A 12,865-nucleotide genomic window follows, 5' to 3' on the forward strand; every position below is an offset into this window, starting at 1 on the left:
AAGCAGGACCGTTTATGTGACATGAATGAAACAGTCCTCAGCTCGAGTCTGGGTGCAGCCCTGGAGCGGGCGCGGGGCCATTCGCCTTTCCTGCGCCTGCTGATCGAGCAGTTTCCAGAAATCGTCTCGAATCTCTCGGCCGGGGACATCGAGTCGACGCTTGCGGCGGCGCGTGCTCTCGGTGCGTCGGATGATCCGATGGTGGCGATTCGCCGCGAGCGCAGCGCTCATGCTCTCGCGCTTGCGATCGCCGATCTGGCCGGTATCTTTCCGCTCGAGCGTGTCACGGCGGAATTGTCCGACCTTGCCGACCGGCTGCTGGGGCGGGCGCTTTCACGCGCCGCGGCCGAGCGAAGTGGTGACGAATCCGCCGCCGGATTCGCGGTGATCGCCCTTGGGAAGCTCGGCGGACGCGAGCTCAACTATTCGTCCGATGTGGATCTCGTCCTGCTCTACGACCCGGCCGTGCTTCCCCGTCGACCTCGTGAGGAGCCGGATCAGGCGGCGCTTCGGGTCGCGCAAAGGATGGTCGAGCTGCTCCAGAAGAGAACGCAGGACGGCTATGCCTTCCGCGTCGATCTCAGGCTGCGGCCTTCGCCGGAGGTCACGCCGATAGCGCTGCCCGTCGACGCGGCGATCAGCTATTACGAAGCGGCCGCTTTGCCTTGGGAGCGGGCGGCCTTCGTCCGTGCCCGCATCGCGGCGGGTGACCCGCGCCTCGGCCGCTACTTCCTGGAGGCGCTGCATCCCTTCGTCTGGCGTCGTTCGCTCGACTTCGGGACGGTCGGCGAGATCCAGTCGATCACCCGCCAGATCCGCGATCATTATGCCCAGGGCCAGAAGTTCGGCCCGGGCTACGACTTGAAGCGCGGTCGCGGCGGCATTCGCGAGATCGAGTTCTTCGTCCAGGCTCATCAGCTCATCCATGGCGGGCGCGAGCCGGACCTTCGGGTGCCGGCGACGCTCGACGCGCTGGTCGCGCTGGAGCGGGCCGGCCGGATCGAGGCGACCGATCGCTCCGCGCTTGGCGACGCCTACCGGCTTTTCCGAACCGTCGAGCACCGGCTGCAGATGATCGACGACCGCCAGACGCACAGCCTGCCGCGCGACGACGAGGCGCTCGACAACGTCGCGCGGCTGCACGGACTTTCGGACGGCGCAGCCCTGCTCGACTTGGTCGAGCCGCATGCCGCACGCGTGGCAGTGATCTATGGGACACTGGGCGGCGGCGAAGACCGCCGGCTGCCCACGGATGCCGAGGCCCTGGCCGCGAGCCTGACGCAAGCCGGTTTTCCCGAGGTTGCCGCGATTCGGGCGCGTATCGAGTCGTGGCGCTCGGGCCGGATACGCTCGCTGCGCACGTCCGCGGCGCGGGAAGCGTTCGAGGCGATGCTTCCCACGTTGATCGACGCCTTCGCCCATGCACCCGATCCGATGCGGGCGATCAACCGGTTCGAGGACCTTATCGAGCGGCTGCCCAGCGGGGTGAACTTCTATCGCTTGCTGGAGGCGCGGCCGGGACTTGCCGAGCATGTCGCGACCATCCTCAGCCATGCGCCGGCTCTTGCCGATCAGCTCGGCCGGCGGCCCGAGCTGCTCGATGGGCTGATCGACGCGAGCGCCTTCGAACCGGCCGGGAGCGTGGAGGCTCTGGCCCGGGAGTTTGCCCGGTCCGACCGAGCCGGAGACGATTACCAGCTTCTGCTCGATCGCGTCCGGCGCCGGGTGAACGAGCGTCGCTTCGCCCTCGGCGTGCAGCTCGTCGCCGGCCGCAGCGACCCGATCGACGTGGCGGACGGCTATGCCCGGGTAGCCGAGGCGGCGATCGAGGTGCTCACAGCGGCGACGGTGGCCGAATTCGAGCAGAGTCACGGCCGCGTGGCGGGATCGGATCTGCTCATCCTCGGACTCGGCCGGCTCGGGGGTGGGGCACTGACCCATGCTTCCGACCTCGACCTGATCTACTTGTTCAGCGGCACCCACGAGGCCGAATCGAGCGGACCGAAGAAGCTTCGCGCCACCGATTTCTTCAATCGCCTCGCCCCCAGGGTAACCGCGGCTCTGTCAGTTCCTACCGCCGCAGGGCCGCTCTACGAGGTCGACACGCGCCTGCGCCCGAACGGGACCGACGGGCTGCTCGCGGTCAGCGTCGAGACATTCGAGCGCTATCAGCGCGAACAGGCCTGGACCTGGGAGCATATGGCGCTGCTTCGCGCGCGTCCGATCTATGGACCCGCCGAAGGTCGGGCGGCGCTCCAGCACGTCATCGACGAGACGCTGCGCCAGGATCGGGACCCCGCCAGGGTGACCGCCGACGTGGTTCGCATGCGGGCCGAGATCGCCGCTCACAAGGCACCGACCGGACCCTTCGACATCAAGCACGGCGAGGGCGGTCTGATCGACCTCGAATTCGCCGTGCAGGCGCTGCAGCTGGGGCACCGGATCGGTCTGGACCCGCGCCTGGACGTCGCATTGGCCGAACTGGAAGAGGCCGGCCTGGTCCCGGTCGGCATCGATCGGGCTCTGAAGCTGCTCACCCGCATGCTCGTCATGTTTCGCCTCGTCTCGCCGAGCTCGGCCGAACCGCCCGTTCCTACCCGGCCGCTGGTCGCCGCTGCCTGCAGGCTTGAGGATTGGGATGAACTGCTTGCGGCGCACGCTCAGGCGCGGCAGAGCGTAAGCGCATTGTGGCGTGCCGTCGTCGCGAAGGCCGGAGGGTAAGATGCTGAACGAAGGCGATCGGGTGCCGGACGTGAAGCTTGTCGGAATGGATGGGGAGACGGTCAATCCGGCCGACTTCCGCGGCAACAAGCTGGTGATCTACTTCTATCCCAAGGACGACACGTCGGGCTGCACGCGCGAGGCGCAGGATTTCACCGCCCTTGCCGACGAGTTCGAGAAAGTGGGCACATGGATCCTGGGAGTCTCCAAGGATAGTCCTGCCAGTCACGCCCGCTTTGCCGGAAAATATGATCTGAAGGTTCGGCTGGCGAGCGATGTGGACGGATCCGCCTGCGAGGCGTTCGGCACTTGGACCGAGAAGAGCATGTATGGCCGGAAATATATGGGTATCGAGCGGGCGACTTTCCTCGTCGGCCGCGACGGAACGATCTTCCGGATTTGGCGCAAGGTGAAGGTGCCCGGACATGCCGAGGCGGTTTTGGCAGCGGCCCGAGAGCTCCCCTGACCGAAAGGTCGGTGCGGAGAAGGAACGGCGGCTTCGACATCTCGTTTTCAGGGGCATGACGAGCCCTTTCACCTTGGCTGCCCTGTGCGCCTCCCTGCTGGTCGGAGTGGCCACCGGCATCCATCTCGGCGAGAGTGCGGTCGCGATGATCGATCCGGTCCACTTCCAGGGTCCGGCGCTCCATCCGCGCGATCGGGGCGCAGCGATCGACGAACCGGCCCGGCTGGTGCCGCGGCCGGCCGCGCCTCAACCTTATGGCTGGGACCAGGGCTATGCAGCGCGCGCCGCCGTTTGCGGCGATTGCGACGTCTGGGACGGCCCGGAAGCGGAGGTCTATTCGGCGGCCGTCCCTTATTTCGGCGAGGACGAAGTATCCGCCGAAGTGCCCGCCGGGCCGAGGGAGGACGAGGCCGAGAGCGTCCGCCAGATCTCCGAACGGCCTGACCTATATGCCGGCCGGGAGGAACCGCCGGAGCGAAACATCGAGCCTTACGCGTATTTTCCGCTGGGCTATGAGGAAGGCGTCTTCGGCGCTCCGCTTGCCGAAGAGAGGCCGGCGCCGGAGGATCCTCGCTCGCAGGACGAATTTCGTTCCGAGGATGTCTATCGCTACTGATCTGCCCCGTCCGTGATCGGGGCGCGGAAGGAGCATGCGTGCGATCCATTGCCGATGCCTGTCGCGGAGTGCTGCTCGCCGCCGAGCCGCGCGCCAAGGTGAAGGCAGCGCGCGACGCCGCCCGCGCCTGGAAGTCGGGGGCGCTGGGACACGCTTTCGGCCTCGCCATGCCGGATCGCCCGGGCCGTCCGGCGCGTCCGGAGCTGTTGCCGCCGTCGTGCATGCCGAAAAGGGGAAAGGCCGGGTCCGAGCGGAGCCGCATCGCTCTGCTCCATGCTCTGGCTCATATCGAGTTCGTGGCCATCGACTTGGCTTTCGACCTGATCGGCCGCTTCGGGGAGGGATTCCCCAGGGCGTTTGTCGATGACTGGGTTTCGGTCGGCGCGGACGAGGCGATGCATTTCGCCCTGCTCGATCGGCGACTGAGGACGCTCGGCTCCGGCTACGGCGCCTTGCCGGCGCACGACGGTCTATGGGAAGCGGCCGAAGCGACATCGGCCGACCCGCTGGCGCGGTTGGCGGTCGTTCCGATGGTCTTGGAAGCACGGGGGCTCGACGTCACGCCTGCGACCGTGGCGGCGCTGGACAAAGCGGGCGATGGCCGGTCGGCGGCCATCCTGCGACGGATCTATTCCGACGAGATCAGGCATGTCGCGGCAGGCACGCACTGGTTCCGTTTCGGCTGCGAAGCGCAGGAATTCGAGGCCGTTTCGCATTGGCAACGACTGATTCGGACTCACTTTCGCGGCAGTCTGAAGCCGCCGTTCAACGGTTCAGCGCGCGACCAAGCCGGTCTATCCCGCGATTTCTACGAGGGGCTTGCCCCGGTTGGATTTGCTTAACAATCTCCGGCCACACGCACGGGGTGGGCACCTTCCGGCGTCTTGAGCGGGGCGAAAGCCCAGATTTTTTGAGTTTGCGGTCGCCGTGCGTGGCCGTGCCGACTCTGACGAGTCGACCGGGGAAAATGATGACGGATATTATTCAGGGAACTAACGCAGGCCTGTTCGCCAGGTTCCCCAATATCTTCAAGCCACGCGATATATTCCTTCACGACGGCAAGAGCTTGCGCCGCTTCACGATCGCGCCGCGGGTTCAGATGGCCGCGGCCTTCGTGGCGCTCGTCCTTTTCGCCTGGTCCGCTTTCGCGACCTTTCAGGCCATCGCTCTGATGAACGGCGACGTCGCCCATATGCAGGCGCGGCTGGCCCGGATGGAAGCCGATGTCGAGACGATGCGCACCCAGACACGCAACCATGCCGCGCTGCTGGAGCGTCGGCAGGCGTTCCTCGCCCAGGTCCTTTCCGGCGAGGCGAAAGCCGACGAGCTTGCGGCCCTGCTTCCCAGGCAGGAGCAGTTCCCGCACAATCCGTTGTCGCAATCCTATGCGCAGATCGACGGCATGCAGCAGGCGCTGGCCGAGCGTGCGCAGAATGCGGCTGTCGAACGCTATCAGGCCGCCGCTCAGGCGCTGCGCCGGCTCGGCGTCAATCCTTCGCGCTTCCACTCGGCCGGCGCCGTCGGCGGCCCGTTCGAGGCCGTCGATGCCGACAATGCCGATCCGCGCTTTCGTGAGCTCTTCGTCAGCTGGCGCAAGCTCGAGCAGCTCGAGCAGGGCGTGACAGCCATCCCGTCGGCGCGGCCCCTGCGGACTTCATCCAACTTCACCAGCGGCTTCGGCGTTCGTTCCGACCCGTTCCGCGGCCGGGCCGCGATGCACGGCGGCGTCGATCTTGCCGGCCCGGTCGGCACGCCCATCTATGCGACCGCCGACGGCATCGTTGCCCGCTCCGAATGGAATAGCGGCGGATACGGCAATCTCGTCGAGATCAATCACGGCCAGGGTATCCAGACCCGCTACGGGCACCTTTCTCGGCTCGTCGCCCGAGCCGGCCAGCGCGTTCGCCGTGGCGACCTGATCGGGCTGATGGGCTCGACCGGTCGCTCGACCGGCAGCCATCTTCATTACGAAGTCCGGATCGACGGCCGTGCGGTCAACCCGATACCCTTCATGCAGTCGAACGACGTTCTCGTCGCGCTGCAGGAGCGCGTGGAGCGCAATCCCTCCGTCGCCGTCGGCGGGCCGACCAGCGGGGCGCGCTGAGCCCTGGGCGCCCGGCCGCAAGGCCAGGGCGTCTATCTCCTCATGATCGCCAGGCCGCCTTGGCCTCGTTCGGACTCCCGGCGGTCTGACCTTCCTTCAGTCGCCGCCACCTTTCCTGGGCTTCGGCCGGCCACATCGCCTTCGCTGAATAGAATTCCGGGACGGACGGTACGTCTTCGGGCAGGACCATCCAGGGCAGCATCGTCGAGGTAAAGATATGGACGTCCGGTGGGATCCGCCCCGGCTCGTCCAACGTGCCGACTCGGACGAAGCGGACCTTCGGGCCGGCGCTCGGATAGGTGCTCCAAAGCGCCACCTTGCAGCATGGGCAGCGATGGATCGTCTGCAGCTTGCCGCTGGTCCCGGTCACCGGGACGGATTCCGGCTCTCCGGCCAGCGTTTCGATTCGGTCCGCCTCGATGAGCGCGTTGAGCGCGAACGCGCTGCCGCTCAGGCGCTGGCATTCGGTGCAATGGCAGGCATGGACGAACATCGGCGCGCTCGTCATGCGGTAACGCACCTCGCCGCAGGCACAGCGGCCCGGATAACCGGCATCTTCGGTCATGGCTGTCCTCCTGCGGAATCGCCGTGGCAGCACGCAGGAGAGAATTGGCCGATCCCGCAACCACTGAGATGCCGGGCCCTGGCTGGCCGATCAAGGGCAGGCGCACACCGTTTCGCCTGCTCCCGACAGTCGCGCTGCCGGTTCGCTCGCCGCAGCCGGGGGAATGTAAACCAACGAAAGCGGGGCTGGCGTCGCCGCCAGCCCCGATTTCGTCGGGAAGGCTTCACCCGAGCGGGAAGGGCCTGTCCCTGATAGGGTTCCGGCCGGAGCCTTTCGGCCCCGGCCGGTTCCTCGGGTTCCTAACGCTACCTTTCGGCGTCGTTCGGTTCCCTGACCGGATGTCTACGAAATCTCGCGACTTCGCTGGATTCCCGGCCTGCGGGTACGTTCCTGCATCGCTGCATCGACGTTCCCACTGCAGTTCCCTCGCCCGAAGGATCGGGTTCTGCTGGACGTCGGAAGAAAGTGGGTTCGGCTTGCGCCTCGCACTTCTTCTTCATGCCGCCCTGCCAACGCATGGCGAGCGTTCACTCTTGCGAATGATCGCCGCTTCCGCGGTGACCGCACTCGGCTGTACTTTCCGTTTCCGGAAGGGCCAATCGAATGCGAACGCACATCATGACTCCACCTTCCGAGTCGCTCCAAGCGAAATTCGGGGTCCAGGGCCTGTGGATAAGATGAATAACGGGTATAAAAGTCCGGGTCGGCAATCGGCCGATCCGGCGGCTCACCGTCGCACGCTCATGTCAGGCCGGATTGGATGGCTGCAGTGGACCGAATTCCTGATCGAAGGAGATCAGGCTGCGTATGTCCGGGGAGCCGGCTCCGAGCGCCATCGGACAGACGATCCCGGGAATCACCGCGACGTCGAACAACTCCTTGATCGCACCCGAAAGCCGGATCCATTCGACCAGGCCGCCGGTCGTCAGATCGATGATGCACACGCCGCACCACGGCTCTGCGCCGCGTCGGGCGAGTTCGTCCTGCAGCGCCAGTCCCGAAAAGGCGCCCTCGCGCGGCATCGACACGGTGACGATGGCATGACCTTCATGCAGCGCGAGGCCGCGCAGGAAGCCGGGGCAGAAGGCGACCTCTTCCCTGGCACCATTTTGCGGATCGACCCGTACCAGCATGCCTCGGCCGGAATCGAGCAGCCAAACGCCGCCGGGACCGACGCGCGGGCTGTGCGGCATCGACAGCTGGTCCGTGAGGATCCGGTCGGTGCGCACGTCGATCAGCACGCCACCCTCATGGCGCTGCTCCCGCCAGCCATGGATCACGTCGGAACGGCCGACGGCCGTCACATAAGCGGGCGCGCCCTGTTCCATCGCAAGGCCGTTGAGATGGCAGCGGTCCTCTGCCGCGAGCCGCGAGATGAAGGGCGGCGTCCAGAGTGGTTTGAAGCCGTGGATGATGCTCGGCGTTGCGAGGCAGCTATATTTGGTGTTGACGAAGATGACGCGGCCGCTCCGGTCGGGTGCGATTTCATGAATGTCGATGTCGCCGGTGGTCTGGGCGTTGCGCGGAACGTAGAGCCGGTCGAAGTCCCTGTTGGCCCGCTCGTGCGGTGCCAGCACGTTTTCCAGCCGCCAGATCTGGAACAACGAGCCCAGAAAAAGGCGCTGAGCCGTCGCATGCAGGCCCATTGCGCGCATATAGTTCTGCTGGTGGAAGGAGACGCGGCCGTCCGGCAGCCGCCCGGCCAGGAAGAGCTGTCCGGTCTGGTAGGAGGTGAAGGCAAGGCTGCAGCGAGACCGCGACAGCCACGCGCCGAAGCCCTGCGACACGCTGATCTTCGTCTGGTCGGCGGACGGGGCGACAGGCTGCGGCGCGGCCGCCGCTTCCTTCACGGCGATCGGCGGCTCGGCGCCCGGTTCCGCCTGTTTGGTCATCATCCTCCCCCGCCGGTCTGGCCTCAGGCCCCTTCAAGCGGGGCGACAGCCCGGACTCTCGAGACATACGGCAATTCGGGAATGGCTAGCAGGCTGGCCCGCTGGAGGTGAAGTGGCCGGCGACCGGCTAGGCCTCGCCGCCCGCCGCGCACGCCGCCAGCGCCTGCTCGATCGCAGGCCGGACGTTTTCGAGGTGAAAGGTCATGTCGACGCGGCGGTCCTCGATGTCGCGGGCGCGGATCACCAGCCGCTCAGCGCTCATCATGTGGCCGAGGAAGGAAGCGACGCGGCGTTGTCCGGACAGCTTGCCTCGGCGGTCCTCGACGTCCCACATGGACCGCTGCGGCGGGAGCGAGTCGAAACGATAGGTGACCGGCCGCTCCCCGGTCAGCATGTTGCCGCGGGCAAGCCAGTGCCGCGAATGGAAGCTGATCTGCGGACCTTCATGCCGCTCCGGCGCGCAGCTGACGACGAGCCGGTTGCCGCCCTCGCTCAGTGTGGCGAAGGCCTTCACCTCGTCGGTGATCGCATCGCGGACGACTTCCACCCTCATCGGCGGAACCGGCGGCTCGGCGGCTAGAAGCGCGAGTGCGATCAGAAACATGGAGCATTCCTCCCCTTCCATTGAATAAGTCGGCTGGGGCGTGCTGGCAACGGTCGGCGGAAGCATGATCGTCTTCGTTATGAAGTGCGGGCCAGGCACGGATCTGAAGCGCTGCAGCCATTTGTCCCAAGCCGATCAGGCTCTTGCGGGACAGCTTTGGCTTGCGTCCGACCTCGGCGCGGCCTACATCCGCGAAGGCACCGGCCGCTCCGTGAGGGGCGGCCCTTATCGTTTATGGAGATTCGAAGGTGGCCCAGCCGCTCATGCCCCATGCGACGGCCAGCTGGCTTGTCGACAATACCTCGCTCACCTTCCAACAGATCGCCGAGTTCTGCGGGTTGCACATCCTCGAAGTCCAGGCGATCGCCGACGACATGGCGGCGACGAAGCTCACCGGACGCGATCCGCTGCGCTCGGGCGAGCTGACGATGGATGAGATCGAGCGCGGGCAGGCAGACCCGAACTACCGGCTGAAGATGCTCCGCGAGCCCGAAAAGGCGGTCCGCACGAAGGGGCCGCGCTACACGCCGGTTTCGAAGCGCCAGGACAAGCCGGACGGCGTCGCCTGGCTGATCCGCAATCATCCCGAGCTCTCAGACGGTCAGATCGGCAAGTTGATCGGCACCACCCGCACGACCATCCAGGCGATCCGCGAGCGGACCCACTGGAACATCGCGAACATTCAGCCCAAGGATCCGGTGACGCTCGGCCTCACCTCGCAACGCGAGCTCGATGCCGCCGTGGCCAAGGCCGCAAAAGCGGCGGGTACCGACATCATCCAGAATGATTCCGGCTTTGTCCGCGATCGTGAAGCGCTGCTCGAGGAACTGCGGGCCGAGCGCGACGCGGCTGCTCGCGAGGCGGAGGCTGCCCACGCCGCCGAGGATGCCGACGGAGTCGGCGCCGAGGGCGAAGCCGGTCCGGATCTTGTCGACCCGTTCAGAAGCTGAGGACGCGCCGGACTCGCCGGACGAGTCGCTGGCCCTTGCCTACACGCATCGCGGCCTGACCTATCCGCTCGGCCGATCCGGTCCGGAGCCGGGACAGCTGCTTCCCCTGGCCGACGGAGTCGGCTGGACCCGCTCGCCGGTTCCCGGTTCCCTCGGCCACATCAACCTGTGGATGCTCGACGACGATGGCGGCGAGGTGGCGATCGTCGATAGCGGTCTCGATAGCGCTCCGGCACGCGACGCGTGGGAGGCGCTGCTCGGCGGCCCGCTGGCCGGGCGCCCGGCAAGCCGGATCCTGGTCACCCATTTCCATCCCGACCATGTCGGTCTGGCCGGCTGGTTGGCCGAACGATTCGGCGTCCGCTTGTGGATGAGCCGCGGGGAGTGGCTGTTCGCGCGCATGCTCACGGCGGACCGCCGCGACGCCCCTCCGCCCGAAGCGATAGCCTACTGGCGCGCGGCCGGCTGGGACGAGGTCCGGATCGCCGCGGAGGTTGCGAAGGGCTGGGGCCGCTTCGCCTCGGCGGTGAGCGAGATCCCGGTCAGCTATGTTCGATTGCAGGACGGCGAGCGCATCCGGATCGGCCGCCGGGAATGGCGGATCGTGATCGGCAGCGGTCATTCGCCCGAACATGCCTGTCTGGTCGACGAAGCCGGCGGTCTGATGATTGCCGGCGACCAGGTCCTGCCACGGATCACCTCCAACGTCTCGTTGAGTCTCAGCGAGCCTGAAGCCGATCCGCTCGGGGAATGGCTCGACTCGATCGCCAGGCTGCGCGAGCTGCCCGGAGATCTGCTCGTGCTGCCATCCCATGGCGAGCCGTTCACCGGCCTCCATGCGCGTCTTGATGCGCTCGACGGCGGACATCGCCGTCAGCTGGACGCCCTCCACGCGCATCTGGCCGAGCCGCGCCGGGCGGTCGACTGCTTCGGCGTGCTGTTCGGTCGCCGGATCGACGACCGCATGCTCGGCTTGGCCACCGGCGAGGCGATGGCGCATCTTCGCCGGCTGGAGGTCGAGGGCCGTGCCGTGCGCGATGTGCGCGACGGAACCCATTTCTATTCCCAGGCCTAGGTTTAGGCCCCAGTCGGCTTGACCCTGGGCCGCGGCGGGACCAATGCAGGCTTCATGGGGGACGAACCGCAGGACGTCGAGAATCTCTCCTTCGAAGCGGCGCTGAAGCGCCTGGAGGAGATCGTGCGCAAGCTCGAGAGCGGCGAAGCGTCGCTCGACGAGGCGATCGCCCTCTATGGCGAAGGGGACCGTCTCAGGCAGCAATGTGAGGCCCGGCTTCAGGCGGCGCAGGCTAGGATCGAGCAGATCCAGTTCGGGCGCGACGGCGCGCCGTCGGGTACCGCACCCTTCGGCGGCGATTGACGACGTGGACCCGGCTTCGGCCACGCTCGGCGGCAGGATTGCCGAAGTCGGCAACGAGATAGATCGCGCATTCGACCGCCTCCTGCCGGTTCCCGGCGATTCGCGCAGCCGTCTCTACGAGGCAATGCGTTATGCGGCGATCGGCGGCGGCAAGAGGATCAGGCCGCTGCTCGTGCTCGCCGGCTGTGACCTGTTCGGCGTCGACCGCGAAAGGGCCGTGCGCGCGGCGCTCGCGGTCGAGTGCATCCATGTCTATTCGCTGATTCACGACGACCTGCCGTGCATGGACGATGACGACCTGCGCCGCGGCAAGGCGACCGTCCACCGCGCCTTCGACGAAGCCACCGCCATATTGGCGGGCGATTCGCTCCATGCGCTCGCCTTCGAGGTTCTGGCCGACGAAGCCACCCATGAGGATCCCTTCGTCCGAACCGAGCTGACGCTCGAGTTGGCCCGAGCCTCCGGACCCTCCGGAATGGCCGGCGGACAGATGATGGATCTCACCGCCGGAGGAATGAAGCTCGATCTCGCTGCGGTGACGCGGCTGCAGCAGTTGAAGACCGGGGCTCTGATCGGCTGGTGCCTCGAGGCCGCCGCGATCATGGGCCGTGCCCCGCCGGATGGCCGGAACCGGCTGCGTGGCTATGCGCGAGATCTCGGCCTCGCTTTCCAGATCGCGGATGATCTGATCGACCATGAGGGGTGCGAGGAAAAGGCCGGCAAGAGGGTCGGCAAGGACCAGGGGGCCGGCAAGGAGACGTTCGTCTCCCTGCTTGGCCCGGAACGCGCCCGCCGCCAGGCCGAGGCGCTGGTTGAACAGGCGATCGACCATCTCGACAGCTTCGGTGAGCAGGCCGGACTGCTTCGGGCAGTCGCCCGCTTCGCGGTCGAGCGCGATCATTGATTATCGAGATAGCCCGTCGCACGCTCGGGCAGGACCGCAGGCGCGGCGCGCCGAGCGGATGGCAGGGGGTATCTAAATGAGGACTGGCGTCTATCCGGGCACGTTCGATCCGATCACGCTTGGCCATATGGATATCATCCGGCGCGCCGCGCATCTGGTCGACCGTCTCGTGATCGGCGTGACGACCAATCCCTCCAAGACGCCGATGTTCACGGTCGAAGAGCGCCTCGAGATGGTTCGGCGCGAGACGGCGGAACTGCCCGGAGACATCAGGATCGTCTCGTTCGATTCTCTGCTGATGGACTTCGCCGAGCGGGAAGGCGCATCGATGATCGTTCGCGGCCTGCGCGCGGTCGCCGACTTCGAATATGAGTATCAGATGGCCGGCATGAACCAGCAGCTCAATGCCGATATCGAAACCGTGTTCCTGATGGCCGACGTGTCGCTCCAGCCGATCGCGTCGCGGCTCGTCAAGGAGATCGCCATTTATGGGGGCGACGTCTCCCGCTTCGTCACACCCGCTGTCGCGGTCGAGATCAGGGATCGGGTCGACCGGATCGGCCGCCGCGGTACGGGGGGCCAGACCGTCTGATCCCTGACTGGCGCGCCTTCAGATCGGCGCTTGAGGCGAGGGGCGCCGCCTCCTAAAGGAGGAGCTTCAGCGG

At 66.7% G+C, this 12,865-nt stretch carries 13 protein-coding genes; 10 read left to right on the forward strand and 3 right to left on the reverse strand.

Features of this window, described 5'->3' with window-relative positions:
• Window positions 1-21: 21 nt before the first annotated feature.
• The 5 genes from EKM57_RS06600 (at window position 22) to EKM57_RS06620 (ending at window position 5,907) form a co-directional block, all read left to right on the forward strand.
• Window positions 22-2,721: a bifunctional [glutamine synthetase] adenylyltransferase/[glutamine synthetase]-adenylyl-L-tyrosine phosphorylase gene (locus EKM57_RS06600; RefSeq protein WP_129791683.1), complete on the forward strand. Its 2,700-nt coding sequence runs from the start codon at window positions 22-24 to the stop codon at window positions 2,719-2,721.
• A 1-nt stretch (window position 2,722) separates the two neighbouring features.
• Window positions 2,723-3,187: a peroxiredoxin gene (locus EKM57_RS06605; protein ID WP_129791684.1), complete on the forward strand. Its 465-nt coding sequence runs from the start codon at window positions 2,723-2,725 to the stop codon at window positions 3,185-3,187.
• A 55-nt stretch (window positions 3,188-3,242) separates the two neighbouring features.
• Window positions 3,243-3,803 (forward strand): hypothetical protein, encoded by a 561-nt coding sequence (locus tag EKM57_RS06610; protein WP_129791685.1) that lies wholly within the window; start codon window positions 3,243-3,245, stop codon window positions 3,801-3,803.
• Window positions 3,804-3,841: 38 nt separating this feature from the next.
• A complete protein-coding gene (locus EKM57_RS06615; RefSeq protein WP_129791686.1) occupies window positions 3,842-4,645 on the forward strand; it encodes a ferritin-like domain-containing protein in 804 nt (267 codons plus the stop codon).
• A gap of 128 nt (window positions 4,646-4,773) precedes the next feature.
• Window positions 4,774-5,907: a M23 family metallopeptidase gene (locus EKM57_RS06620; protein WP_129791687.1), complete on the forward strand. Its 1,134-nt coding sequence runs from the start codon at window positions 4,774-4,776 to the stop codon at window positions 5,905-5,907.
• Window positions 5,908-5,947: 40 nt separating this feature from the next.
• Here EKM57_RS06620 and EKM57_RS06625 read toward each other — a convergent pair whose 3' ends face one another.
• The 3 genes from EKM57_RS06625 to EKM57_RS06635 all read right to left on the reverse strand — a co-directional run bounded on the left by EKM57_RS06625 (window position 5,948) and on the right by EKM57_RS06635 (window position 8,968).
• Window positions 5,948-6,472: a GFA family protein gene (locus tag EKM57_RS06625; RefSeq protein ID WP_129791688.1), complete on the reverse strand. Its 525-nt coding sequence runs from the start codon at window positions 6,470-6,472 to the stop codon at window positions 5,948-5,950.
• A 746-nt stretch (window positions 6,473-7,218) separates the two neighbouring features.
• Window positions 7,219-8,364, reverse strand: a complete 1,146-nt coding sequence (locus EKM57_RS06630; RefSeq protein ID WP_129791823.1) for a TIGR03032 family protein — start codon at window positions 8,362-8,364, stop codon at window positions 7,219-7,221.
• 127 nt (window positions 8,365-8,491) lie between these two features.
• The gene (locus EKM57_RS06635; protein ID WP_129791689.1) at window positions 8,492-8,968 is read right to left on the reverse strand and encodes a hypothetical protein; all 477 of its coding nucleotides are present in this window, start codon (window positions 8,966-8,968) and stop codon (window positions 8,492-8,494) included.
• Window positions 8,969-9,231: 263 nt separating this feature from the next.
• Here EKM57_RS06635 and EKM57_RS06640 point away from each other — a divergent pair, with 263 nt between their 5' ends.
• The 5 genes from EKM57_RS06640 to coaD all read left to right on the forward strand — a co-directional run bounded on the left by EKM57_RS06640 (window position 9,232) and on the right by coaD (window position 12,792).
• Window positions 9,232-9,918, forward strand: coding sequence for a DUF1013 domain-containing protein (locus EKM57_RS06640; protein WP_129791824.1), 687 nt, complete (start codon window positions 9,232-9,234; stop codon window positions 9,916-9,918).
• Window positions 9,896-10,993: an MBL fold metallo-hydrolase gene (locus EKM57_RS06645; protein ID WP_243450916.1), complete on the forward strand. Its 1,098-nt coding sequence runs from the start codon at window positions 9,896-9,898 to the stop codon at window positions 10,991-10,993. The genes EKM57_RS06640 and EKM57_RS06645 overlap by 23 nt, the downstream gene beginning before the upstream one ends.
• Before the next feature lie 18 nt (window positions 10,994-11,011).
• The gene (locus EKM57_RS06650) at window positions 11,012-11,296 is read left to right on the forward strand and encodes an exodeoxyribonuclease VII small subunit (RefSeq protein WP_371414123.1); all 285 of its coding nucleotides are present in this window, start codon (window positions 11,012-11,014) and stop codon (window positions 11,294-11,296) included.
• A gap of 4 nt (window positions 11,297-11,300) precedes the next feature.
• The gene (locus EKM57_RS06655; protein WP_129791691.1) at window positions 11,301-12,200 is read left to right on the forward strand and encodes a polyprenyl synthetase family protein; all 900 of its coding nucleotides are present in this window, start codon (window positions 11,301-11,303) and stop codon (window positions 12,198-12,200) included.
• Window positions 12,201-12,276: 76 nt separating this feature from the next.
• On the forward strand, window positions 12,277-12,792 hold the full coding sequence (gene coaD / locus EKM57_RS06660; RefSeq protein WP_129791692.1) for a pantetheine-phosphate adenylyltransferase: 516 nt from the start codon (window positions 12,277-12,279) through the stop codon (window positions 12,790-12,792).
• The last annotated feature ends 73 nt before the right edge of the window (window positions 12,793-12,865 follow it).

Source organism: Sphingosinicella sp. CPCC 101087 (assembly GCF_004151485.1).
Taxonomy (GTDB): domain Bacteria; phylum Pseudomonadota; class Alphaproteobacteria; order Sphingomonadales; family Sphingomonadaceae; genus Allosphingosinicella.